This is a genomic window from Dickeya ananatis, assembly GCF_019464615.1.
Taxonomy (GTDB): Bacteria; Pseudomonadota; Gammaproteobacteria; order Enterobacterales; family Enterobacteriaceae; genus Dickeya; species Dickeya oryzae.
On sequence record NZ_CP040816.1, the window covers coordinates 4,536,552 to 4,560,946 of the forward strand.

The following is a 24,395-nucleotide window of genomic DNA, read 5'->3' on the forward strand; positions in this document are numbered from 1 at the left end:
CTTCCAAAAAGAAACGGTGTTTTATAAAAATACATCCCGTATTCCTTTTTTCCCCGGAAGCGATCACAAACCTAGTCGAGGGGATAAAAAAAAGGGGTAACTAATTGTTACCCCTTTTTGCTGTCAGACGGTGTGTTCTTCGATGAGAAGTGGCCAGTGCACGTAGCTTTGCCACAGACTTTCCTGCGACAGGGTTTCGGCTCGCAGAGGATGTTGATCAAGCCAGCCAGTCGGCAGAATGACACGCAGACTATCGCCTTCTACTCGCAGGCGCACTGCCGGTAGGGTGTCGTCGCGTCGGCGGCTGGCAAAGATAATCGCCAGTCGCAGCAGGCGACATAACCGCTGTGCCAGAGTAACTGGCAAGGCGTTTTGCTGAGTAAGGGGAATCGGGTCGATGGTGTTGCTTTGGTTTTGTAACAGTGTCGCCAGCAATTTTTTCTGTGCCGGTGTGAAGCCCGGCAAATCGCTGTTGCGAACCAGATAGGCCGCATGCTGCGGTGCCTGACGGAAATCGACACTCAGGCCGATTTCGTGAATCAGACAGGCGCTAGCCAGTAATTCCCGACATCGGCCATCTAACTGCCAGTCGCGGGCGACCTGCTGTAAAAAATTATCCGCCAGCAGCCTGACCCGTTGCGCCTGTTCGCTATCCAGCAGGTAACGGCGTTGCAGGTTTTTCAGAGTACGGTGGCGGATATCCTGCTCAATTGGCAGATGCAACATGCCGTAGACCAGTCCTTCGCGCAGCGCACCGCCTGCCAACGTCATGGAGTCGATATCCAGTTCCTGAAAGATAGCCAACAGGATGGATAGGCCGCTGGGAAACACCAACGCACGCTCCAGCGTAAGGCCCTCAATTTCCAGCTCTTCCAGCTTACTGCACTGGATGGCGCGCTGTTTCAGCTGGCGCAACTTACTGAGGGTGATGTATTCATCCATCCCCTGCGCCACCATGATTTCCTGTAACGCCTGTACTGTGCCCGACGCGCCGACGCAAATTTGCCAGCCCTGCTGACGCAGAATGTCTTTTACCGGCTGTAACATTTCACGAGCTGCCTGTTCGGCCCGCTCAAAATGCGCCAGGGTCAGATCGCGATCGGTAAAATACCGCTCCAGCCAGGTCACGCAACCCATTGGCAGGCTGAAGAGTTGGGTATGACGGGCCCCCGTACCGGTCGCCAGTTCGGTACTGCCGCCGCCGATATCCACCACCAGCCGTTGTTCTGGTCCACCGGTGGTATGGGCGACGCCCTGATAGATGAGCCGAGCTTCTTCTTCACCACTGATCACCTGAATCGGCAGGCCCAGAATCTGTTGGGCACGTTCCAGGAATTCATCCGCGTTGGTGGCCAGCCTTAATGTGGCGGTCGCCACGACTCGCACTTGTTGTGGCGGAATGTCCTGCAACCGTTCGGAGAATAGTGCCAGACATTGCCAGCCACGCTGCATAGCTTCCGGTGAGAGGCGGTTATTCGCGTCCAGTCCGGCAGCCAGTCTGACTTTCCGTTTGATGCGAGCCAGCGTCTGTACACTGCCTGCCACCTCACGCACCACCAGCATATGAAAGCTGTTGGACCCTAAATCGATTGCGGCATAAAGAGAAGAAGCGCTCAGCATCGGCAACTCAACCCGGTCGTTTTCGATTGTTACGAGGCGCACCGCTGCGGCGAGGCGCGCCGGGACGGCGAGGGCCACCACTGGTGCGTGGACGGCTCAGGCGCTTAGGCTCGGGCAATCCGGTCATCAGCGCTTCGCTGTTGTATTTGCTCACCGGGATACGATGGCCGATATAGTCTTCAATGGCTGGCAGATTCAGTGCGTATTCTTCACAGGCCAGGCTGATAGAACAGCCGCTGGCACCCGCACGGCCGGTACGGCCGATGCGATGGACGTAATCCTCACAATCGTCAGGCAGGTCGTAGTTGAATACATGAGTGACCAACGGAATGTGCAAGCCGCGTGCCGCCACATCGGTGGCGACCAGAATATCCAGGTTGCCTTGGGTGAATTCTTCCAGAATGCGTAGCCGTTTTTTCTGTGCTACGTCACCGGTCAGCAGCCCGACACGATGACCATCCGCGGCCAGGTGGCCCCAAATCTCTTCACAACGGTGCTTGGTGTTAGCGAAGATGATGCAGCGATCTGGCCACTCTTCTTCGATCAACGTTTGCAGCAGACGCATTTTCTCTTCATTGGAAGGGTAGAACAGCTCTTCCTTGATGCGATGACCGGTTTTCTGCTCCGGCTCCACTTCAACATATTCGGCGTTGTTCATCTGTTCGAACGCCAACTCGCGCACGCGATAGGATAAGGTGGCGGAAAACAGCATGTTCAGACGCTGATTAGCCGGCGGCATGCGACGGAATAACCAGCGGATATCCTTGATAAAGCCGAGATCGTACATACGATCGGCTTCGTCCAGCACCACGACCTGGATGGCGCCCATATGGATATGGTTTTGTTTGGTGTAGTCGATTAAACGACCGGTGGTACCGATCAGAATATCGACGCCGTCTTCCAGTACTTTTAGCTGCTTGTCGTAGCCGTCGCCACCGTAAGCCAGCCCCAACCGCAGACCGGTGGCTTTCGCCAGCGCTTCAGCATCGGTATGGATTTGCACCGCCAGTTCACGGGTCGGCGCCATAATCAAGGCGCGGGGTTGATTGGTCTGGCGTTCAGCGGGTGCGGGGTGGGTCAGCAAATAATGAAATGTAGACGCCAGAAACGCCAGCGTCTTGCCTGTTCCGGTTTGCGCTTGTCCCGCCACGTCACGGCCCGACAGCGTCAGCGGCAACGCCAGCGCCTGAATGGGCGTGCAGTTATGAAAGCCTTTATTTTCAAGAGCTTCAATAACCTGCGGGTGCAGTGCGAAGTCGGAAAACTTCTGTTCGGTTAAGTGTGTTTTGCTCATAGCGTGGTAGAATATCAGTTAACTATTGCTTTACGAAAGCGTATCCAGTGAAATAAAGTCAACCTCATAGTTGGTTAATGCTACACCAACTGGGTAGAGATAATCCTGCGGAGTAAAACATGAGCGATAAAATTATTCATCTGACGGACGACAGCTTCGAGACAGACGTACTGCAGTCTGAACATGTGACACTGGTTGATTTCTGGGCTGACTGGTGTGGTCCTTGTAAAATGATTGCTCCGATTCTGGATGAGATCGCCGACGAGTATGAAGGTAAACTGACCATCGCCAAGCTCAACATCGATGACAACCCGGCTACCGCACCGAAATACGGTATTCGTGGTATCCCGACGCTGCTGCTGTTTAAAAACGGCGAAGTGGCGGCGACCAAAGTCGGTGCGTTGTCCAAAGGGCAACTGAAAGAGTTCCTGAACGCCAATCTGTAATCCGTCATACTGGCTTTCCTGGGCGACAGCGGGGTGATGAGATTTTCTCATTCTGACCGCTGGACGCCCACCGGGAAGCGTGCTAGATTCGTCAATACTGCATATCGTACTTACCTTAGTTTAAGCCATTAGGCTTGAGCCTGAAGTTAGAATCTAAAGTTTTATCCCATGTCAGGTTTGGAAATCATTAATTTTCATTATGTTAGTGTCCAGTCTGGCAATCTGACAGTTTTACATTAATTAGTTTTACGGTGTCTTCGACCTCTTGCCATGAGTGTGCGTAGCGTCAGTGCGATTAAGCCTGAGCAACACAGTGTCTGGTGATTGAAGGCTGTTAAGCGGCATGGATGTTCCTGCCATACCATTCACGTTAATAGTTCGAGATTTACCCCGAGTTTAAGAACCCACCATTATGAATCTTACCGAATTAAAAAATACGCCAGTGTCTGAGTTAATTACTCTTGGCGAAAATATGGGGCTGGAGAATCTGGCTCGCATGCGTAAACAGGATATTATTTTCGCTATCCTCAAGCAGCACGCGAAAAGTGGTGAAGATATCTTTGGCGATGGCGTACTGGAAATATTGCAGGATGGTTTTGGTTTCCTCCGCTCCGCAGACAGTTCCTACCTCGCCGGCCCTGATGATATCTACGTTTCCCCCAGCCAAATCCGACGCTTCAACCTCCGCACTGGTGACACCATTTCCGGTAAGATTCGTCCTCCGAAAGAGGGTGAACGCTATTTCGCGCTGTTGAAGGTCAATGAAGTCAACTACGACAAACCGGAAAATGCCCGCAGCAAGATCCTGTTTGAGAACCTGACACCGCTGCATGCTAATTCGCGCCTGCGTATGGAGCGTGGCAACGGTTCTACCGAAGACCTGACCGCCCGCGTGCTGGACCTGGCCGCCCCTATCGGTCGTGGACAGCGTGGTCTGATTGTTGCGCCGCCGAAAGCCGGTAAAACCATGCTGCTGCAAAACATTGCCCAGAGCATTGCTTACAACCATCCGGATTGCGTGCTGATGGTGCTGCTGATTGACGAACGTCCGGAAGAAGTGACGGAAATGCAGCGTCTGGTGAAAGGGGAAGTGGTGGCGTCGACGTTCGACGAACCCGCTTCTCGCCACGTTCAGGTCGCCGAAATGGTGATTGAGAAAGCCAAGCGTCTGGTTGAGCATAAGAAAGACGTGATTATCCTGCTGGACTCTATCACCCGTCTGGCTCGTGCCTACAACACCGTAGTACCGGCATCCGGTAAAGTCCTGACCGGTGGTGTGGATGCTAACGCCCTGCATCGTCCGAAGCGTTTCTTTGGTGCGGCCCGTAACGTTGAAGAGGGCGGCAGCCTGACTATCATCGCCACCGCGCTGATCGATACCGGCTCGAAGATGGACGAAGTGATTTACGAAGAATTTAAGGGCACCGGTAACATGGAACTGCACCTGTCTCGTAAGATTGCGGAGAAACGTGTGTTCCCGGCGATTGATTACAACCGCTCCGGTACCCGTAAGGAAGAGCTGTTGACCACGTCTGAAGAGCTGCAGAAGATGTGGATTCTGCGCAAGATTATCCACCCGATGGGGGAAATCGACGCGATGGAGTTCTTGATCAACAAACTGGCGATGACCAAAACCAACGACGAATTCTTCGATATGATGAAACGGTCGTAACCGGTTTTCCCAGTAACGGGTTATGTCATCAAACAAAACGCCACGAATCCGTGGCGTTTTTTGTTTCTGTCTGTTCGGCCGGTCTTGCATGTTTTCAATCCTGTGGCGCTAATGCGGGCAGAACGCATCATGTTTTGTTACGTGAACGTGCAGGAACTTTCTGAAAAATTTGGTAAATTAGCCTCGGTTGGCATAATTCGCAGTAGTATCATCAGGCACTGATAAGCGTGAATGAATCATGATGAGTGCTCAATTAGTCGCCGTATTCCTGTGCTCTTTTTTCTCCCTGCTGCTGGCGCGTCATGTAGCGAGAAAAACCGGTCTGGTCGACAGACCAAATCACCGTAAACGCCATCGTGGCGCGGTGCCACTGGTTGGCGGAATTTCTGTCTACGCCGGTGTCTGTCTGTTGCCGTTTTTCATTCCCGAGTCGATTCCCCATTTCCCGGTTTACCTGCTGTGTGCGGGGTTGCTGGTGCTGGTTGGCGCACTGGACGATCGCTTTGACATCAGCATTGGTATCCGGGCTACGGTACAGACGGTTGTTGCCATAATAATGATGGCGCTGGCCGGGCTGATGTTGCTGCGTCTGGGGTATATTCTGGGGCCGAGCTGGGATATCGGACTGGGGATGATGCGTTATCCCATGACGTTATTGGTGGTATGGACGGCTATCAATGCTTTCAACATGGTGGATGGCATCGATGGTTTGCTGGGCGGGTTGTCTGGCGTGTTGTTTGTCGGCTTGGGCATTTTATTCTATCTCCACGGCAGCAACGCGCTGGCGTTTTGGAGTTTTGCCATGATTGCTGCCATCTTGCCGTATAGTCTGTTGAACCTTGAATGCTTCGGCCGACGTTATAAGGTTTTCATGGGAGATGCGGGTAGTACCCTGATGGGGTTTACCGCCATCTGGCTACTGCTGCAAGGCTCTCAGGGGCCGGAGAGTGCTATCCGGCCGGTAACGGCATTGTGGGTTATCGCTATTCCACTGATGGATATGGTGGCGATTGTCTATCGCCGGTTGCGCAAAGGCTCAAATCTGTTTTCGCCGGATCGTCAGCATATCCATCATCTGCTGATGCGTGCCGGATTGACTTCCCGTCAGGCGTGCCTGTTGATTACACTGGCCGCCGCGTTACTGGCGGGCATGGGGATTGCCGGTGAATGGTTGGCGATTCCCGAGTACGTGATGTTTGTGCTGTTTTTGCTGGTATTTGGTGGTTATGGCTACTGCATTACGCGGGCGTGGCGAGTGGCGCGCGTTGTCCGGCGTATTCAGCGTTACTGGCGCAATCATCGCTATTGTTGATATATACCCGTCATACTTCAAGTTGCAGGTGCGTTGGCTTTCCTCGCTCACCCCAGTCACTTACTGATGTAAGCTCCTGGGGATTCGCTGCATCGCCGCGTTACAAGGCTCAATGAGCCTTGCCCTAATGGGCCAACGCGTTGCGTTGTTCAACACGCGAGCGTGTTGTCCTGCAACTCGAATTATTTTGGGCATAATCCCAATTTTTATAAACCGAATCGGGAAACACAATGAAACCGGAAATCTCCCCCCAGGCGGTGTCGTTGGATAATGAACTGGATATTCGCCAGCTCTGCCGGGTGTTATGGCAGGGCAAGGGCTGGATTGTCGGCTCGGCGGCGTTATTGGCACTGCTGGCGCTGGTGTATTCCTGGCTGGCTCAACCGGTGTGGCGCGCGACGGCAGTAACGGATAAACCGGCGGTTGCGATGCTGTCGACGTTTTTTGAACAGCAGCAGTGGCTGCGCTCGCTGGATGCATCGTCAACGGTGGTGCCGGATGGCAGTACTATCGTGGCGGATGCCTATACCGAGTTTACTCTGCAGGCTGCCGCCTACGATACCCGGCGCGAGTTTTGGCTACAGTCACCGTATTACCGTGAACGTCGAAAAGACGACAACAAGGCAGATGCTGTCCTGCTGGATACGCTTATCAACGATATTCAGTTTATAACGCACGATGAGGCTAAAAAAACCAATGATACCCTTAAGCTGGCGGCCGATAACCCACAAGACGCCAGTAACCTGTTACGACAATATATACAGTTTGCTAACCAGCGTGCCGTCAATCATCTGAACCAAGACCTGGCGGGAAACTGGGAAGCACGTATTCGGTTTGAGCGTACCTGGCTGCAACGTGAGGACGCGGTTGCCCGGGTGGCGCATGACCAGGAGCTACGGCGCGTGACGCAAGCACTGGCTATCGCCCGCCAGCAGGGGATAACACAGCCGAAGCATGATGCACCGTCCGATTCGGCGTTATTTCTGCAAGGTTCGGCCTGGCTACAGGCACGTCTGGAGATGCTGAAGGCCAATGGCCCGGCATTCGATGCGGATTACGCACCGCGTCAGGCAGTACTGGCGATGCTGGAAAGCGGTCCGGCGCTGGCGGACAGGTTTCATACTTACCGCTATTTGCATACGCCGCAAGAGCCTGTGCATCGCGACAGTCCACGTCGTAATCTTCTGCTACTGATGTGGGGCAGCATTGGTCTGGTGATGGGGGCCGGACTGGCGCTGGCGCGGCGTCGGCGTGATTAAATGTTCAGCGCGTTGATAGCGCGGTGGGCCGGTCACCCTTGTTTTACCGTGGCGGCAAACCGTAACTCAGGCCGGAATAAAGAGAGTCATCAGTGAAAGTTTTGACGGTCTTTGGCACTCGCCCTGAAGCGATAAAGATGGCACCGATAATACGAGCGATGGCTCAGGATGCCTGCTTTGAATCCCACGTCTGCGTGACGGCACAGCATCGTGACATGCTGGATCAGGTACTGCGTCTGTTTGAGATTACGCCTGACTATGATCTCAATATTATGCAGCCGGATCAGGGGCTGGTGGAGATTTCCTCTCGTATTCTTGCAGGATTAGGGCCGGTATTGACCCAACTTCAGCCCGACCTGATGCTGGTGCACGGTGATACCACCACAACGCTGATGGCAAGCCTGGCGGGGTTTTATCACCGTATCCCGGTCGCCCATGTCGAGGCAGGGCTGCGTACCGGCACATTGTCCTCTCCGTGGCCTGAAGAAGCGAATCGCCTGCTGACGGGCAGCCTGGCGACCTACCACTTTGCGCCGACGGCCAACGCGCGGCAGAACCTGCGACGTGAACACGTGCCGTCTTCACGCATCTGGGTGACAGGGAATTCTGTGATTGACGCGTTATTCTGGGTACGGGATCGCATCCTCCATGATGCGGCATTGTGCGCTCAGTTGCAGGAGAAGTACGCTTTTCTTACGCCGGAGCGAAAAATAGTGCTGGTTACCAGCCATCGGCGAGAGAGCTTTGGCGAGGGGATGGAGCGGATTTGTCATGCGCTGGCGACGCTTGCCCACCATCATTCGGATATTCAGATTGTGTATCCGGTGCACCGTAACCCGCATGTGCGGGAGCCGGTCCAGCGTATTCTGGGCGATATCGATAATGTGCATCTGATAATGCCGCAGGACTATTTGCCCTTCGTCTATTTGATGCACCGTGCCTGGCTGATCCTGACCGATTCGGGCGGGATCCAGGAAGAAGCCCCTTCGCTTGGAAAACCGGTACTGGTGATGCGGGAAACCACTGAGAGACCGGAAGCGTTGGCGGCGGGTACGGTACGGCTGGTAGGAACCGATACCGCGACGATTGTTCGTGAAGTTTCCCGACTGCTGACGGATGCGTCTGCGTATCAGGCGATGAGCTATGCCCATAACCCTTACGGCGATGGGTTAGCCAGTCAGCGCATTCTTTCTGTTTTGAAACAACACCGGGTGACTGCATGAGTTTTAACCGTATCTGTGTGCTGGGGCTGGGATACATCGGCCTGCCGACTGCCGCCGTGTTGGCGGCGCGACAACAGTCTGTTTTTGGCGTGGATGTGAACCCGCACGTGGTGGAGACGGTCAGGCAAGGCCATACTCATATTGCGGAGCCGGGGCTGGCGCAGACGCTGCAACAGGCGGTGGCGCAAGGCTATCTACAGGTTGGCAGTCGTCCGGTACCGGCAGAGGCGTTTATCATCGCGGTGCCGACACCGCTAAAGGCTGACCATCAACCCGATGTGTCGTTGGTACAGGCCGCTGCGTTATCGTTGGCGCCAGTATTGAAGCCGGGGGATGTGGTGATTCTGGAGTCCACCTCGCCGGTCGGTACCACGGAGCACATGGCAGAGTGGTTGGCGCAGGCACGCCCTGACCTGAGCTTTCCTCAACAGGCTGGTGTTGCGTCGGACATCCGTATTGCTTATTGCCCTGAACGGGTATTGCCTGGCCGCATTATGGAGGAGTTGCTCAGCCACGAACGGGTGATTGGTGGGATGACGCCGCGTTGCTCGGCACGAGCCAGCGAGCTGTATCGCCTTTTCCTCAAGGGGGAATGTGTGACGACGGACTCCCGTACCGCAGAGATGTGCAAACTGACGGAAAACAGCTTTCGGGATGTGAATATTGCCTTTGCCAATGAGTTATCGCGGATTTGTGCTGAGCAACAGATCAATGTCTGGGAGCTGATTCGACTGGCCAACCGTCACCCGCGGGTCACTGTTTTGCAGCCGGGGCCGGGCGTTGGCGGCCACTGTATCGCAATCGACCCTTGGTTTATCGTGGCGCAGCACCCACAGCAGGCCCGCCTGATTCGTACCGCGCGTGAAGTGAATGATGACAAACCGCGCTGGGTGGTGGATCAGGTCAAAATCAGGGTGGCGGATGCGCTGGTTCAGGGAGGGAAATCGGCCCGAGATCTGTGCATCGCCTGTCTGGGGCTGGCGTTTAAGCCGGATGTGGAGGACCTGCGCGAGAGCCCTGCACTGGCGATTGCGGAGCAGATTGCACAATGGCATACCGGCCCAACCTGGGTGGTCGAGCCTTATATCCGGCAGTTACCGCCGGGTTTACAGGGAAAAGCGGCGCTGGTGGATAGCGATCGCGCGCTAAAGGAAGCGGATATGCTGGTGCTACTGGTTGATCACCGGCAGTTCAGGGCGATTGCCCCTGAGCAGGTAGCGCAACGTTGGGTGGTGGACACCAAAGGCGTCTGGCGGTAAGACGGCGTTGGTGGCCTCTGTTGATTCTGCGTTAACCGGAGTGGCCTATGCCTGTTTGTGCTGCAATTGAACCGCTAGTTTGGGAAAGTGAGTTTTTCCAACGTATCTGCGGGCGCTTAAGTTTCACCGACATTGCACCGCCGTTAGCGTCCACTGATCTCGATCGCTATGAGCTATGCCAGGCGAAACTGGCGGCAGGTGATTTGCCGACGGCCGATGCCTTGTCAGAACTGGGATTTCGGTTGGCAGAAGGTGAGGTGGATTTCAGTATGCCGGTCGTCCCCGCCGCCCGCGCGGTGTTTGCTGTGGGGGTGCGCGATGCCGACGTCGGCGATATCCCGGCATTGCGGGCGGCGGCGGCAAAAAGTTTTGTGCTGAGCCGTTTTCGCTCGCCGTGGTATCGACCGGATGACTGCGGGCGTTTTTACGCCCGTTGGGTGGAAAAGGCGGTCTACGGCACCTTTGATGATGCTTGTCTGGTACTGGGGGCGCAGGGCGGGCCGTTACAAGGTTTTGTGACGTTACGCCAGACATCACCCAATGCGGCGCGCATTGGTGTGTTATCCGCCTGGCCTGGTATGACCGGGCAAGGGATTGGCCAGCGATTGATGCAGGTCGCGCGGGTCTGGTGCCAGCAGCGCGGGATTCGTCGGCTGACGGTGGCGACCCAGACCAGCAACCTGGCGGCATTACGGCTCTATCTGCGCAGTGGCGCACGGGTGGAGAGCACCGCCTACTGGTTTTATCGATGAAGGTTCGACGGATGAAGACCCTGCGGGTGACGAGATGATTCCTTTTAACGCACCCCCAGTGGTGGGATCGGAACTGGAGTATATGCAGGCGGCGATGCGCAGCGGCAAACTCAGTGGCGACGGCGCGTTTACCCACCGTTGTCAGCAGTGGCTGGAGCACTACTCCGGCAGTGACAGGGTTCTGTTGACGCCTTCTTGTACCGCGTCGCTGGAAATGGCGGCGTTATTGCTGAATATCCAGTCCGGCGATGAAGTCATCATGCCGAGCTATACCTTCGTTTCCACCGCCAATGCGTTTGTGTTGCGTGGTGCGACCATTGTGTTTGTCGATATCCGACCGGATACCCTCAATCTGGATGAAAACGGCCTTGAAGCGGCGATCACCGCGAAGACACGCGCTATCGTTGTGGTGCATTACGCGGGGGTCGGTTGCGATATGAACGCTATCATGGCGCTGGCGCAGCGGTATGGATTGTTTGTGGTGGAGGATGCCGCGCAGGGCATGATGTCGCACTATCAGGACCGGCCACTGGGCTCTATCGGCCATATCGGTTGCTTTAGTTTCCATGAAACCAAGAATTACACCGCCGGTGGTGAAGGCGGGGCGACGCTGATTAATGATCCTGAACTGGCGGCACGTGCCGAGATCATCCGTGAGAAAGGCACCAACCGCAGTCAATTCTTTCGTGGTCAGGCAGATAAGTACACCTGGCGCGATATCGGCTCCAGCTATCTGATGGCGGAGATTCAGGCAGCGTACCTGTGGGGGCAGTTGGAGGCAGCGCAGCGCATCCATGAACGGCGTGTGTTGTTATGGCAGCGCTATGCCCATGCGTTCGCGCCGCTGGCGGCATCAGGCCGTGTGACATTGCCGGTGATCCCACCAGAGTGCCGTCACAACGGCCATCTGTTTTTCCTGCGCCTGCGGGATGAAGCGGAGCGCTCGGCGTTTATCAGCCATATGAAAGCCGCAGACATACTGGCGGTCTTCCATTACATTCCGTTGCACTCCAGCCCGGCTGGGCGTCAGTTTGGCCGCTTTGTCGGTGACGACCAGAATACGACGCGGGAAAGCGAACGGCTGGTGCGTTTGCCGCTGTTCTACAACTTGTCTGATGCGGATCAGTGCACCGTCATCCATGCCGCGCTGGGTTTCTTTTCCTGATGTCACTGGCGCGAGCATCGTTGTGGACGGCGGCTTCCACGCTGGTCAAAATTGGCACAGGGTTGGTGATTATCAAACTACTGGCGGTGGCATTCGGCCCGGAAGGTGTCGGGCTTGCCGGTAACTACCGGCAGTTGATTACCGTGTTGGGGGTGATGGCGGGCGCGGGGATTGTCAACGGCGTTACCCGTGCGGTGGCTGCCGCGCCGCCTGAGCATGACCGCGCCAGCCCGCTGCTGGGAACGGCGGTATCGCTGTCGATGGGTTTCTCATTGTTGCTGACGTTGTCGCTATGGTTGCTGTCTGCGCCGCTATCGCGCTTGTTGTTTGGCGATGACACCTACCAGCCGGTCATTCGTGCACTGGCTTGTCTGCAACTGGGGATTGCGCTGGCCAGCCTGCTGCTGGCGATACTGAAAGGGTATCAGGATGCGCCAGGCAACGCGCTGGCGGTGATAGCGGGTAGCCTGCTGGGTGTGGTCGCCTACGGCATAAGTTTCTGGCTGGGGGCCTATACCGGGGCGTTGGTCGGACTGGCGTTGGTTCCGGCATTAGCCTGTTTACCCGCATTGCTGTTGTTATTTCGGCGCACGCCATTACGTTTGCGAGCACTTACTCCATGCTGGTCGTGGCCGCTGGCTGGTCAGTTAACCCGGTTTAGCTTAATGACGTTGATAACCGCGGTGACGATGCCGGTAGGCTATGTGATGATGCGAAACCTGCTGGCCGCTCATTACACCTGGCAGGAGGTCGGGCTATGGCAGGGGATGACGACCATTTCTGATGCCTGGCTGCAGTTTATTACCGCATCCTTTAGCGTTTATCTGTTGCCGACGCTGGCGCGTTTGCAGGATAAGCACGCTGTCCGGCATGAGATTTTTAGTACCTTGCGATTTGTGCTGCCGGTCGCGGTGCTCGTGGCAGTGGTTATCTGGTTGATGCGTGATGTGGCGATTCACATCCTGTTCTCCGGGGCATTTTCGACCATGCGTACCCTGTTTGCATGGCAACTGGCGGGCGATGTTTTGAAAGTGGGCGCTTACGTCTTTGGGTATCTGGTGGTGGCCAGAGCGTCGCTGCGGTTTTATGTGCTGGCTGAACTTAGTCAGTTTTTGTTGTTGACCGGATTTGCCCGTTGGCTGATTCCATTGCACGGCGCGTTGGGTGCCGCACAGGCGTATCTGGCAACCTATGCGCTCTATTTTTTGTTGTGTTGCGGCGTTTTCATGCTGTATTGCAGGCGTGCATGACCACACTTATTCATGTCCTGGGGGCGGATATTTCCCACCATAACCACACGGTGCTGCGTTTCTTTAATGATACGCTCGCGCCGTCGTTGCCATTGCACCAGTCCCACCGGTTTATGGTGGTGTCGACGAAGGCGCTCTCTGAGTCTGATTACCCGATGTTGCATATCACTCGGTTTTCCAGCCAGAGAGCGCTGGCGCGAGCAGTGGTAGCGCAGGCGCGGGCAGATAGCTCCGTCCGTTTCTTTTTTCACGGCCAGTTTAACCCGTGGGTGTGGCTGGCGTTGCTGTTCGGCGCTATCCGCCCGGCGCAAGCCTACTGGCATATCTGGGGGGCGGATATGTATGAAGAGGCCCAGGGCTGGCGTTATCGCTGGTTTTACCGCCTGCGGCGGCTGGCGCAACGGCGGGTCGCCCGGGTGTTCGCCACACGCGGCGATAGCGACTATTTTCGACAGCGTTATCCGGCTGCGGCGACGTCACTGCTCTATTTCCCCACCCGGTTGGGGCAACACGTCATGGGGGCGAATGAGAAAGTACCGGGCGCGCCGCTGACCATTCTGGTCGGTAATTCTGGTGACCGCAGTAACCGTCATCTGGCGGCGTTTGATGCTATTCATCGCCAGTTTGGCTCGCAGGTGCGAGTGATCGTACCGATGGGGTATCCGGCCGGAAATCATCGCTGGATTGAGCAGGTCGAACAGCATGGGGTGGCGCTGTTCGGTGCAGACCGCTGCCGGGTGCTGCGTGAATCACTGGCGTTTGATGAGTATCTGGCGCTACTGAAAACCTGCAGTCTGGGCTACTTTCTGTTTCATCGTCAGCAGGGGATCGGCACCCTGTGTTTGTTTATTCAACTGGGGGTGCCGTTCGTTATCAGCCGTCATAATCCATTTCGGCAGGATTTGGCGGAGCAGCACCTGCCGGTATTGCTGGATGATGAACCGCTGAGCGAGGCCCGCGTGCGCGAGGCGCGCGAACAGCTAAAACAGGTGGATACCCGGCAGATTGCATTTTTCAGCCCTGGCTATGAACAGGGGTGGCGACATGCGCTGGCGTTAGCCGCGGGGGACAGCCATGACTGAGTGGGCGTTTTTCGGGTTGTGGCTGGTCTGGCTGGGAGGCGGTGGCATGGTGCTCTGGCTCTGTGGGCGAGAGTTCCGCCGCTGGCGCTTTAACTTCAATGTGTTGTTTTCGCTGCTGTACTTACTGACGTTCTATTTTGGCTTTCCGTTGACGGCCGTGCTGGCGTTTCGCTTCGGTGTGGAAACGGCGTCACCGCTGAATTTATTGCAGGCGCAACTGTCTGCGACAGCGTTTTATGCCATTTATTATGTCAGTTATAAAACCCGGCTGCGGCCTGCTTCACCGGTATCTCGTCCTTCGCCGTTAACCATGACACGTCTGGAGGTGGGGTTGACCTGTGGGCTGCTGGCGCTGGTCGCGCTATCAACCGCTGCCGTGTTCTTTGCCAACAACGGCTTGCTGCTGTTTAAACTCAGTTCGTATAGCCAGATTTTCTCGCGCGATGTTATCGGCGTCGTCCTGAAGCGCTTCTTCTATTTTTTTATTCCCGCCATGCTGATGTGGTATTTCCTGCACCAGACCCGACGCGCCTGGCTGATTTTTCTGTTGGCGACGGTGACATTTGGTGGGCTGACGTACCTGCTGGTGGGCGGGACCCGCGCCAATATCATTATTGCCTTCGCCCTGTTTTTGTTTATCGGCCTGCAACGCGGCTGGATTACGGTGTGGATGCTGATAGCCGCGGGCGCTAGCGGGATAGTAGCGATGTTTTGGCTGGCACTGAAACGCTACGGGTTGGATGTGCACGGTGACGAGGCGTTTTACACCTTTTTGTATCTGACGCGTGACACCTTCTCGCCTTGGGAAAATCTGGCCACACTGTGGCAGCACCTCGACGAGATTACCTTGCAGGGGCTGGCACCCATCGTGCGGGATTTTTATGTCTTTATTCCCACCTGGTTGTGGCCGGAGCGACCGGCACTGGTGTTGAACAGTGCCAACTATTTCACCTGGGAAGTGCTGAATTACCATGCTGGCCTGGCGATATCGCCGACGCTGCTCGGCTCCTTGTTGATCATGGGAGGGCCACTGCTGATCCCGCCAGGTGCAGTCGCCATCGGGCTGCTCATCAAGGGATTTGACCGTCTTTACCATTACGGCAGACAGGCCGAAAATCGCTATCTGTCCGCCGTATCGCAGGCATTTTGTTTTGGCGCGGTGTTTAATCTGATTGTGCTGGTGCGTGAGGGCGTTGATGCCTTTGTCTCACGGGTGGTGTTTTTCTGCCTGATTTTTGCCGCCTGCCTGTTTGTTGCCAAGTTGCTGTATTGGCTGCTGCTGCGTGCTGGTGTGGTGGTGAGTCTCCCCCTGTTTCAAGGAGAAGTGGAATGAATGATGTGCCGCAATATGTTATTCGCGGCATCCCGGTGCATGGGTTTCGGGATAAGGCGCAGTGTGTCTCGATTCTGTTTGCGGGTGGTTCGCCGCAAGCAGGCACGCTGATTGCCATTAATGCCGAGAAGGTACTGGCGGCGGATCGCGAGGCGACATTGCGTGAGTTGATGTTGCAGGAAGGGCATTGTAACTATGCTGATGGTATCAGCGTTGTGCGTTCTATTCGCCGCAAGTATCCGCTCGCACAGGTGGAACGTATCGCCGGTGCCGATCTCTGGGAGGCTCTGATGCAGCGTGCCGGTGAATTGGGAACGCCGGTATTTTTGCTGGGAGGAAAGCCGTCGGTGTTGGCTGCAACCGAGCGCAAGTTGCGAGATCTGTGGCAGGTTAACATCGTGGGTACGCAGGATGGCTATTTTGCGCCACAGCAGCGACAGGCAGTACTGGAGCGTGTGCGTGATAGTGGTGCCCAGCTGGTAACGGTAGCACTGGGTTCTCCCCGTCAGGAATTACTGATACGCGATTGCCGCCAGTTATACCCCTCTGCCCTCTATATGGGGGTCGGCGGTACTTATGATGTGTTTACCGGTCTGGTCAAACGTGCCCCGCTGGTGTGGCAACGCCATGGGGTGGAGTGGTTGTATCGTTTATTGACGCAACCCAGCCGCTTTCGCCGTCAGCTCAAGCTGTTGCGCTATCTGGCCTGGCATATCAGCGGTAGACTGTAGACGCGGCTTATCGCGGTATCAGTCTGGCGTTTTCTGTGAGTCATCCCACTTTTTTCCCAGCTTTATCGTTGCGATCAAGGTCTGGCCGCGCTGTTTATTTCATCATGTCTGGGTACAGGAAAGGTAGGAATCCGGTTTGCATTGCGGTATCTTCTCGGCCGTTTTTCCGGTTGGGAGACTGTCATGCCTTGCCGGGAGCGTGTCGGTATCCCCTTTAAAGCATGGCGGGTATAAAACAATAACGCTTTTGATACCGGCGTAAAAAGGATCTATTGAAGACAGAGGTTATATGGCAAATACAGAAAAACAGGACAAGCTCCACCGTGGGCTGGAAGCGCGACATATCGAGCTTATCGCGCTGGGTGGCACCATCGGTGTGGGGTTGTTCATGGGGGCGGCAAGCGCCCTGAAATGGGCTGGGCCGTCCGTGCTGTTGGCCTATATCGTGGCGGGCGTGTTTGTATTCTTCATCATGCGCTCGATGGGCGAGATGTTGTTTCTGGAACCGGTAACCGGTTCGTTTGCGGTTTATGCGCATAATTACCTGCATCCGTTCTTTGGCTATCTCACGGCCTGGGGATACTGGTTTATGTGGATGGCGGTGGGGATTTCAGAAATTACCGCCGTCGGCGTCTACGTGCAGTACTGGTTCCCGACATTACCGCAGTGGATACCGGCGATCGGCGCGGTGGCGCTGGTGGCGGCCGCGAATCTGGCAGCGGTGCGGCTGTATGGTGAGCTTGAGTTCTGGTTCTCGATGATCAAGATAACCACCATTGTGGTGATGATTGTGGTGGGTGTCGGGATTATTTTCTTTGGGATCGGCAACCACGGCCAGTCTATCGGATTGGCGAACCTGACCGAACATGGCGGCTTCCTGGCTGGCGGCTGGAAAGGCGTGTTGTTTGCGCTCTGTCTGGTGGTGGCGTCCTATCAGGGGGTGGAGCTGGTCGGGATTACCGCTGGCGAAGCGCGTAATCCGCAGGTGACGCTGAAACGAGCTATCAATAACATCCTGTGGCGTATTCTGATTTTCTATGTTGGTGCCATTTTCGTGATCGTCACGATTTTTCCGTGGAATGAAATCGGCACATCCGGTAGCCCGTTTGTGCTGACCTTCGCCAAAATCGGCATTACCGCTGCAGCGGGTATTATCAACTTCGTGGTACTGACCGCGGCGTTGTCTGGTTGCAACAGCGGTATGTATAGCTGTGGGCGTATGCTGTATTCGCTGTCTAACAACCGTCAGCTACCGGCGGCGTTAGGGCGGGTAACCGCAGGCGGTGTGCCGGCTGTTGGGGTGCTGGTGTCGATTCTGTGTCTGGTGGCGGGGTCTGCGCTGAATTACATTATCCCTAACCCGGAAAAAGTGTTCGTGTATGTCTATAGCGCCAGCGTACTGCCGGGTATGATCCCCTGGTTTGTGGTGCTGATTAGCCAGTTGCGTTTCCGTCAGCAGCATCAGGCGGCGATCGCTGGTCACCCGTTTAAGTCTATTTTGTTCCCGTGGGTGAATTACCTGACGATGGTATTCCTTATCTGTGTGCTGGTTGGGATGTACATTAACGAAGACACGCGGATGTCGCTGGTGGTCGGTGGTATTTTCCTGGCGGCGGTCAGTGTGCTTTACGTTGTGTTGGGGCTGGGTAGAAAACAGCCGCAAATGCAGGCACAAGCGGAGTAATCGCAGCGAACAGCGGGTGGTGACGGTGGATTGAACCGGGTTTTGACCGTAAATGAGCAAAGCATAAGCAAACGCATCATTTCTGTGAAAAAAGCACTGGACAGCCCCCTATTAAATCCGTACTATCCCCACCCGCAACGGCGCTACGCGCCCGTAGCTCAGCTGGATAGAGCGCTGCCCTCCGGAGGCAGAGGTCTCAGGTTCGAATCCTGTCGGGCGCGCCATTAGATTGGGCGCGGGAGCTGCGGAGGTACTTATTACCCCGTAAATCGAGTACCGGAATACGTAGTAAAGCAGTGGTATATGGTGGCTATAGCTCAGTTGGTAGAGCCCTGGATTGTGATTCCAGTTGTCGTGGGTTCGAGTCCCATTAGCCACCCCAAATTTTAAGTTTGTGACGCGCGAAGGTGGCGGAATTGGTAGACGCGCTAGCTTCAGGTGTTAGTGTCCTCAGGACGTGAGGGTTCAAGTCCCTCTCTTCGCACCACACAAACGAAAATAGCAGTACCGTGTTAGAAATGATCGGCGAGTAGCGCAGCTTGGTAGCGCAACTGGTTTGGGACCAGTGGGTCGGAGGTTCGAATCCTCTCTCGCCGACCACCTATTCTGAAGAAGCGGCAGTCCAGGCGGACTGCCGTTTTTTTTTTGCTTTTAACACCGGGAATGCGGTAAAAAACGTCGTGGTTGAGGTGACAAGTCACTTATTCCGCTTTACTGCTTTCCAGCACCTTATCGCTGCCGAAATATTTCTCTGCCAACGCTTTTAGCTGACCATTCTGACGCAGTTCCTGTAGCTGTTGATTAAATTCCGCCAGTAATTTATTACCTTCCGGTGTCTTGGCAAACGGGAAGGAGACTTGTTCGTTAGAGATGGGGTTACCGACCAGTTTTAGCGGCAAGTGACGTTTGTTAATTTCTGCGAGCAGGATAGGGCGTGAGTTGACGTAGCCCTGAACACGGTTATTGATAACATCATTCATGGCACCATCGCGGGTTTCGTAGGTGCGAATGGTGACGTCATTATTGGGGAACGCGTTGCGCAGATTGGTGACATGGGTAGACCCCAGCACGCCAGATACCGTTTTACCTTTAAGGTCGTCCAGAGATTGAATGTCTTTGTTGTTTATGCTGGTGACGATTTGCGATGCGTAGTTGAGATACGTGTTGGTGAAATCGTACTTTTTCTGGCGCTCGGTTGTTTTCACAAAATTATTGGCGACAGTATCCAATTTTCCTGCTTCCAACTGGCCCATCAATCCACTGAAATCAGCGGTGGTCCAGGCTATCTGGTAACCCAGTTTGTGGGCGATAGTTTCTGCCACTTCCACATCATAACCCACTAACGTGCCGTTCTCTTTATAAGAACCCGGGTAACTTTGACCCGTGGTGCCCACACGTAGCACGTTGTTCTGTGTCTGTGTACTCGTGTTGTTATCACAGCCGTTCAACATCACGGCTGCAAGGGCGGGGAATAGCGCGGCGCTGAGGTAGTGAGTCAGTCGGGTTCTCATTATAAATTCCTGTATGAATGTTCCTGGTTTGGCTCAAGTTTGATAGCGGTATATGTCGCAACGTACTCATCAACTCTGGGGGGCATGACAGACGAAAAAAGCGGGATAAGGAGTAACAGCAGTGATGAAACGTTGGTTGTAGGAAATACTATATCATTCAAAATAAAGGGAAATTTATACCATCACGTTATATCTTATCATTATTTGAGCGGTTACAACGATGCCAATATTGCCTTGGCAGGCCTGGCTAACAGTATGCGTGATGATCCACCATCACCTGGCGTAGCCCACGCGATTCATAATCGCATGACACACGTTCCTGATCTGCATGACTGGCTACACGGCGAGAAAGTAGGATTCGGATTACGTGTACAGTCCCTGCTGGCGCGTGGTGACGGCTCGGTTGAGCCCGATTTGCTGGCACACTTACAGCGTTATGATGCTCCTGCGCATTTGCCGGTAGCGGAGGCACGCTATGCCGAACTGGCAGAGACGTTGTCTGAAACATTTAAATTCCCCAAAGACAGTGCCGCGTTACTGCCATTTTCGCTCACACCAGAGGCGATTCGGCATGCTGCGCTTGCGACGCAGTACAGCGCCTGATTTGCTTTTTATACCTGACTACTGTATTTCTTTGTGTGAATTTTTATTCATTAAATTTGCATTTAAATGGAGTTGGGCATGTCAATTGTCGAACCGGTCGAAAAACAGTTTGCCGCTTATAACGCCCATGATTTAGCCGCCTTTTCTGCCTGTTTCCATGAGCATTTCCGGGCGTATCGTATGCCAGCGGAAAGCCCGTCCATGGTAGGGAGAGCGGCACTGGAGGCGTTTTATCGCGAGCATCGTTTTAATAACCCCGCGCTGCGTGCTGAACTGGTCTCTCGTACTGTGCTGGGTAATCAGGTTTTTGATCATGAAAAGATTTACGGCCTGGGTCCTGATGTGCTCGAAAGTATCGCCGTGTTTGAAGTTAGCGATGGGCTGATTACGACCGCATGGTTCTATTTTGCGTCGTAGCCGTATTTGTCGTTGTTTTTGTCACCATCCCCGCAAAACCATGCCTCTCGGTGTGTTTATGCGGGTGTCATGCCCCGCTTTGGTGCGCCAATGAATGACGATTGCTAACAAATCGTTATGCCACAACACGCGCCCGTCCTGCTCTCCACCCATCTGATTTGTTCTTAAGACGATTTATTTGCAAGGCAAATAATCACTAAGGAAATAATAAAACAATAAAGAATATGTTAGATCGATCGCGTATATAGGCGCGAATATTGCCAGTGATATAGTTTTCGACAAATGACAGCGTCGTCTCGACCCGCCTCTCTTTCCCCCATTATTACAATGTAAACGAGTGAGTTATGGCATCACATCTGATTGATTTTCTTCTTATTGGAAATAACTTTGGCACACCAGAAATGCGCACCGTATGGTCAGAGCAAAACCGGCTGACCCGACAGGTTGACGTGGAAATTGCGTTAGCACTGGCAGAGGGCGAGCTGGGTGTCATTCCGCAGGATGCGGCCGACACCATTGCTGCCCATGCTGACGCCAGCGCCCTGAATATTGAAGAAATAGCTCAGGATGCGGTGCGTATGAAACACTCTCTGATGCCGACGATCACGGCTATCCAAAAGCAGTGCGGCGAGGCGGGTGAGTACATTCATTACGGCGTGACCACGCAGGACATCGTAGATACCGCCACGGTGCTGCAATTACGTCAGGCATTCGACATTGTGGTGCGCGATACCCGTCTGGTCGCTATCGAATTGAAACGGCTGGCTAAGAAGCACCAGCATACGTTGATGACCGGCCGTACCCACGGTATGCAGGCCATGCCAACTACTTTCGGCTTTAAGCTGGCGGTATGGCTGGACGAATTCGTCCGTCACCTGCAGCGTCTGAATGAAATTCGTGATCGCGTGCTGGTCGGCAACATTAACGGTGCTATCGGTACCTACGCCTCTTTTGGCGAGTTGGGGCCGGAAATCGAGCGCCATACTCTTGCCCGTCTGGGCCTGAATACCCCCAATATTGGCTGGCAGTCTGCCCGTGACCGTTTCTCGGAATACGCGTCAGTAGCGGTGCTGATCAGCGGTACGCTCGGTAAAATTGGCAACGAGCTATATAACCTGATGCGTACCGAAATCAACGAAATCGAAGAGCCTTTCTCCGAAGGGAAGATCGGTTCTACCACCATGCCGCACAAGCGTAATCCGGCCGCGCTGGAAGGGCTGGCCAGCCTGACTGCACCACTGTTCAAGAGTGCCGCGCTGATCCACGAGTCAATGAAGGTTGAACACGAGCGTGACGCCATGAGCTGGCGTGCGGAGTGGATAGCCCTGCCGGAAATCAACATCTATCTGTCGGCACAACTGCAAAACGCGCTCGGTATCCTGCGCGGTATGTCGGTGAATGAAAAACAGATGCGTGCCAATCTGGATCTGCAAAATGGCCTGCTGCTCTCGGAAAAGGTGATGTTTGAAATCGGCAAACTGCTCGGTAAGCAAACGGCTCATCATCTGGTTTACGAGTGCTCTATGGCGGCGTTTGAGCAAAACCGTGAATTTAAAGCGTTGCTGCTGGAACACCCGGTACTGTCGCAGCACCTGACGGCCGGGACGATTGATACCTGGCTGGATCCGGCGAATTACGTGGGCAGCGCCCCGCAGAAAGTGGACGAGGTGATCCGGTACGCGGATAACACCGGCTTGCTGACCGAATGACGGGAGGTGCCATGAGTACCGTATTTCGTCAGGCGACGCTTGCCGATGATGACGAGTTTCTGGCGTTGGCGTTGGCCGCTTACGCGCCGGTGCGTGAGCTGGGCATCAAGTTTGATGCCGCCTATGCGGACATTGACATGGTGCGCCGCCATCTGCGCAGCAACGGCGTGTATGTGATGGAAAAAGACGGTCGTCTGGCGGCGTCCGTCACCCTTCGCTATCCGTGGGGGCCGAATCCCGGTCCTTATGGTTTACCGCATATCGGCTGGTTCGCGACCCACCCTGACTTCAAGCAGCAAGGGCTGGGTAAACAGATGCTGGACTGGCTGGAACAGGCGGTGTTGAAAGATCAGTTAAAAGCGCCTGCCGTAACGCTGGGTACCGCTAAGCAACATCCCTGGTTGCTGGAGATGTACCGGAAGTATGGCTTTCAGGAAGTCGGCCAGGCGGATTTAGGGAAAGGACACCTCACGATTTATATGCGAAAAGTCCTGGATCAGGATCTTTATCACCACTGGGAAAAGAAACACTCCTAAGAGGCGTTATCCAATGACAATGAAAAAAATTATCCTCCCTGTTTTAGCCTTGTCGGCCGCTATTCTGGTAGCTGGCTGCGATTCTCAGAACAGTAACGAAAAAGTGTTGCGTATCGGTGCCACCGGGCAGAGTTACCCAAGCTCCTTCAAGCAGGACAACAAGCTGGTCGGGTTTGACGTAGAAGTGGCAGAAACCATCGCTAACGATCTGAACTACAAAGTGGAGTGGGTGACGGCGGATTTCAGCGGCCTGATGGGGCAACTGGAAGCACATAAGCTGGACACGATTGCTAACGTGGTGGCGATTACCCCGGCACGTCAGGATAAATACAACTTCTCCACGCCTTATAGCTACTACGGCAGCCAGATTGTCACGCACAAAGACAATACCAACATCAATACGCTGGATGACCTGAAAGGGAAAACCGTGGCGGGCGTGCTGGGTTCCAACCACGTCAACAACCTGAAAAAGGCCTTTGCCGATGGCAGCGTGACGATTCGCACCTATGAAACCCGCGATGGCGCGATGAGCGATGCGCTGGCTAAGCGTGTTGAAGGTTACATCAACTCCCGTCCCATCCTGCTGGCGGAAATCAACAAACGCAACCTGCCGTTCAAGATGGTGGGCGAGCCGTTGGTGGTCGAGCAGGTTGGCTTCCCGTTCCATAAAGATCAGAACGGTGACGAACTGCGTAAGAAGTTCGATGACGAGCTGACCAAAATGCGTAACGATGGCCGTCTGAAAGCCCTGTCGGTTAAATACTTCGGTGAGGATATCACGGCGGGCAAATAACCTCGTCGGCTCACTCAACTTCTGCGACGCCAGTTCGATTGCAGACTGGCTTTCGCTGTAATGGTATGGCTCATGAATATCGATCTTTCCTACCTGTTGAAGGTCTTTCCCCAGGTACTGATGTACTTGCCCACCACGCTGCTGTTGGCGGTGGTGTCGATGCTGATTGCCATCGTTTTAGGCTTGGTGCTGGCGCTGGTTCGTGAGAGCCGGTTTGTGGTGGTCTCAAAACTGGTGGAACTCTATATTTCGCTGTTTCGCGGCATCCCGTCGCTGGTTCAGCTGTTCATTATCTATTTCGGTCTGCCCCAGCTTTTTCCGTCACTGAATGGTTTATCAGCCATGACGGCGGCCATTATCGGATTCAGCCTGAAGAACTCTGCGTACATGGCGGAAATTTTTCGTGCGGCGCTGGCGTCGGTGGATTTTGGTCAAACTGAAGCCGGTCTGTCGGTGGGAATGAACAAAGTACAGATTTACCGCCGTATTGTGTTGCCGCAGGCGATGCTCAATGCACTGCCGGCGACCGGCAACACCTTTATTTCACTGATTAAAGACACCTCGGTAGCTTTTGCGCTTGGTGTGTCGGAGCTGTTTGCCGAAGGCAAGATGATCGCCGCTGAGTCGCTGCGTTTCTTCGAAACCTTCCTGGTGGTGGGGCTGATTTACTGGATGCTCATCGTGGTCTACTCCTGGCTGCAATCTCAGTTGGAGAAAAAGCTCAGCCACTCACGGCAGCGTTAA

General features: G+C 54.6%; 22 protein-coding genes and 4 tRNA genes. 23 read left to right on the forward strand and 3 right to left on the reverse strand.

The annotated features are described in order from the left end of the window. Nucleotides 1-123: 123 nt before the first annotated feature. Nucleotides 124-1,620: an exopolyphosphatase gene (gene ppx / locus FGI04_RS20240; protein WP_407274199.1), complete on the reverse strand. Its 1,497-nt coding sequence runs from the start codon at nucleotides 1,618-1,620 to the stop codon at nucleotides 124-126. A gap of 7 nt (nucleotides 1,621-1,627) precedes the next feature. Continuing rightward, the gene (rhlB, locus tag FGI04_RS20245; protein ID WP_168366668.1) at nucleotides 1,628-2,914 is read right to left on the reverse strand and encodes an ATP-dependent RNA helicase RhlB; all 1,287 of its coding nucleotides are present in this window, start codon (nucleotides 2,912-2,914) and stop codon (nucleotides 1,628-1,630) included. 119 nt (nucleotides 2,915-3,033) lie between these two features. On the opposite strand from rhlB, the gene trxA reads away from it, so the two are divergent. From trxA to FGI04_RS20330, 17 genes are all read left to right on the forward strand, one after another. Next, the gene (gene trxA / locus FGI04_RS20250; protein WP_012886502.1) at nucleotides 3,034-3,360 is read left to right on the forward strand and encodes a thioredoxin TrxA; all 327 of its coding nucleotides are present in this window, start codon (nucleotides 3,034-3,036) and stop codon (nucleotides 3,358-3,360) included. 412 nt (nucleotides 3,361-3,772) lie between these two features. Continuing rightward, entirely contained in the window at nucleotides 3,773-5,032 is a 1,260-nt protein-coding gene (rho, locus tag FGI04_RS20255; RefSeq protein WP_042873323.1) for a transcription termination factor Rho, read from the forward strand. Between the two features lie 238 nt (nucleotides 5,033-5,270). Continuing rightward, nucleotides 5,271-6,344: a UDP-N-acetylglucosamine--undecaprenyl-phosphate N-acetylglucosaminephosphotransferase gene (gene wecA / locus FGI04_RS20260; protein WP_407337160.1), complete on the forward strand. Its 1,074-nt coding sequence runs from the start codon at nucleotides 5,271-5,273 to the stop codon at nucleotides 6,342-6,344. A gap of 230 nt (nucleotides 6,345-6,574) precedes the next feature. Then, nucleotides 6,575-7,603: an ECA polysaccharide chain length modulation protein gene (wzzE, locus tag FGI04_RS20265; protein WP_407337161.1), complete on the forward strand. Its 1,029-nt coding sequence runs from the start codon at nucleotides 6,575-6,577 to the stop codon at nucleotides 7,601-7,603. A gap of 92 nt (nucleotides 7,604-7,695) precedes the next feature. Further along, the gene (gene wecB, locus FGI04_RS20270) at nucleotides 7,696-8,826 is read left to right on the forward strand and encodes a non-hydrolyzing UDP-N-acetylglucosamine 2-epimerase (protein WP_407274197.1); all 1,131 of its coding nucleotides are present in this window, start codon (nucleotides 7,696-7,698) and stop codon (nucleotides 8,824-8,826) included. Continuing rightward, on the forward strand, nucleotides 8,823-10,085 hold the full coding sequence (gene wecC / locus FGI04_RS20275; protein WP_407337162.1) for a UDP-N-acetyl-D-mannosamine dehydrogenase: 1,263 nt from the start codon (nucleotides 8,823-8,825) through the stop codon (nucleotides 10,083-10,085). Before wecB ends, wecC begins: the two co-directional genes overlap by 4 nt. Nucleotides 10,086-10,132: 47 nt before the next feature. Next, nucleotides 10,133-10,837, forward strand: a complete 705-nt coding sequence (gene rffC / locus FGI04_RS20280) for a dTDP-4-amino-4,6-dideoxy-D-galactose acyltransferase (RefSeq protein WP_342699357.1) — start codon at nucleotides 10,133-10,135, stop codon at nucleotides 10,835-10,837. A 34-nt stretch (nucleotides 10,838-10,871) separates the two neighbouring features. Next, a complete protein-coding gene (rffA, locus tag FGI04_RS20285) occupies nucleotides 10,872-12,002 on the forward strand; it encodes a dTDP-4-amino-4,6-dideoxygalactose transaminase (RefSeq protein WP_407337164.1) in 1,131 nt (376 codons plus the stop codon). Then, entirely contained in the window at nucleotides 12,002-13,252 is a 1,251-nt protein-coding gene (gene wzxE, locus FGI04_RS20290) for a lipid III flippase WzxE (RefSeq protein WP_342699355.1), read from the forward strand. Before rffA ends, wzxE begins: the two co-directional genes overlap by 1 nt. After that, a complete protein-coding gene (locus FGI04_RS20295) occupies nucleotides 13,249-14,334 on the forward strand; it encodes a TDP-N-acetylfucosamine:lipid II N-acetylfucosaminyltransferase (protein ID WP_407337166.1) in 1,086 nt (361 codons plus the stop codon). Before wzxE ends, FGI04_RS20295 begins: the two co-directional genes overlap by 4 nt. Next, nucleotides 14,327-15,667: an ECA oligosaccharide polymerase gene (wzyE, locus tag FGI04_RS20300; protein ID WP_407337167.1), complete on the forward strand. Its 1,341-nt coding sequence runs from the start codon at nucleotides 14,327-14,329 to the stop codon at nucleotides 15,665-15,667. Before FGI04_RS20295 ends, wzyE begins: the two co-directional genes overlap by 8 nt. Beyond that, a complete protein-coding gene (gene wecG, locus FGI04_RS20305; protein WP_407321940.1) occupies nucleotides 15,664-16,398 on the forward strand; it encodes a lipopolysaccharide N-acetylmannosaminouronosyltransferase in 735 nt (244 codons plus the stop codon). Before wzyE ends, wecG begins: the two co-directional genes overlap by 4 nt. 289 nt (nucleotides 16,399-16,687) lie before the next feature. Further along, on the forward strand, nucleotides 16,688-18,082 hold the full coding sequence (gene thrP / locus FGI04_RS20310; RefSeq protein WP_407340035.1) for a bifunctional threonine/serine APC transporter ThrP: 1,395 nt from the start codon (nucleotides 16,688-16,690) through the stop codon (nucleotides 18,080-18,082). A 147-nt stretch (nucleotides 18,083-18,229) separates the two neighbouring features. Continuing rightward, a tRNA-Arg gene (locus FGI04_RS20315) sits at nucleotides 18,230-18,306 on the forward strand. An 82-nt stretch (nucleotides 18,307-18,388) separates the two neighbouring features. After that, nucleotides 18,389-18,464: transfer RNA gene (locus tag FGI04_RS20320), tRNA-His, on the forward strand. A 19-nt stretch (nucleotides 18,465-18,483) separates the two neighbouring features. After that, nucleotides 18,484-18,569, forward strand: a tRNA-Leu gene (locus tag FGI04_RS20325). A gap of 36 nt (nucleotides 18,570-18,605) precedes the next feature. Further along, nucleotides 18,606-18,682, forward strand: a tRNA-Pro gene (locus FGI04_RS20330). 101 nt (nucleotides 18,683-18,783) lie between these two features. Here the strand turns inward: FGI04_RS20330 and FGI04_RS20335 are convergent. Next, nucleotides 18,784-19,593, reverse strand: coding sequence for an amino acid ABC transporter substrate-binding protein (locus FGI04_RS20335; RefSeq protein ID WP_407337168.1), 810 nt, complete (start codon nucleotides 19,591-19,593; stop codon nucleotides 18,784-18,786). A 255-nt stretch (nucleotides 19,594-19,848) separates the two neighbouring features. On the opposite strand from FGI04_RS20335, the gene FGI04_RS20340 reads away from it, so the two are divergent. The 6 genes from FGI04_RS20340 to FGI04_RS20365 all read left to right on the forward strand — a co-directional run bounded on the left by FGI04_RS20340 (nucleotide 19,849) and on the right by FGI04_RS20365 (nucleotide 24,395). Next, nucleotides 19,849-20,196: a dehydroquinate synthase/iron-containing alcohol dehydrogenase family protein gene (locus tag FGI04_RS20340; RefSeq protein WP_407337169.1), complete on the forward strand. Its 348-nt coding sequence runs from the start codon at nucleotides 19,849-19,851 to the stop codon at nucleotides 20,194-20,196. A gap of 78 nt (nucleotides 20,197-20,274) precedes the next feature. Further along, nucleotides 20,275-20,613, forward strand: coding sequence for a nuclear transport factor 2 family protein (locus FGI04_RS20345; RefSeq protein ID WP_407321933.1), 339 nt, complete (start codon nucleotides 20,275-20,277; stop codon nucleotides 20,611-20,613). 344 nt (nucleotides 20,614-20,957) lie between these two features. After that, nucleotides 20,958-22,322: an N-acetyl-S-(2-succino)cysteine lyase gene (gene purB / locus FGI04_RS20350; RefSeq protein WP_342699347.1), complete on the forward strand. Its 1,365-nt coding sequence runs from the start codon at nucleotides 20,958-20,960 to the stop codon at nucleotides 22,320-22,322. Nucleotides 22,323-22,333: 11 nt separating this feature from the next. Beyond that, the gene (locus FGI04_RS20355) at nucleotides 22,334-22,858 is read left to right on the forward strand and encodes a GNAT family N-acetyltransferase (protein WP_210193522.1); all 525 of its coding nucleotides are present in this window, start codon (nucleotides 22,334-22,336) and stop codon (nucleotides 22,856-22,858) included. Nucleotides 22,859-22,871: 13 nt separating this feature from the next. Beyond that, complete coding sequence (locus FGI04_RS20360) at nucleotides 22,872-23,651, forward strand: amino acid ABC transporter substrate-binding protein (protein ID WP_407337170.1); 780 nt, start codon at nucleotides 22,872-22,874, stop codon at nucleotides 23,649-23,651. A 72-nt stretch (nucleotides 23,652-23,723) separates the two neighbouring features. After that, nucleotides 23,724-24,395, forward strand: a complete 672-nt coding sequence (locus tag FGI04_RS20365) for an amino acid ABC transporter permease (protein ID WP_342699344.1) — start codon at nucleotides 23,724-23,726, stop codon at nucleotides 24,393-24,395.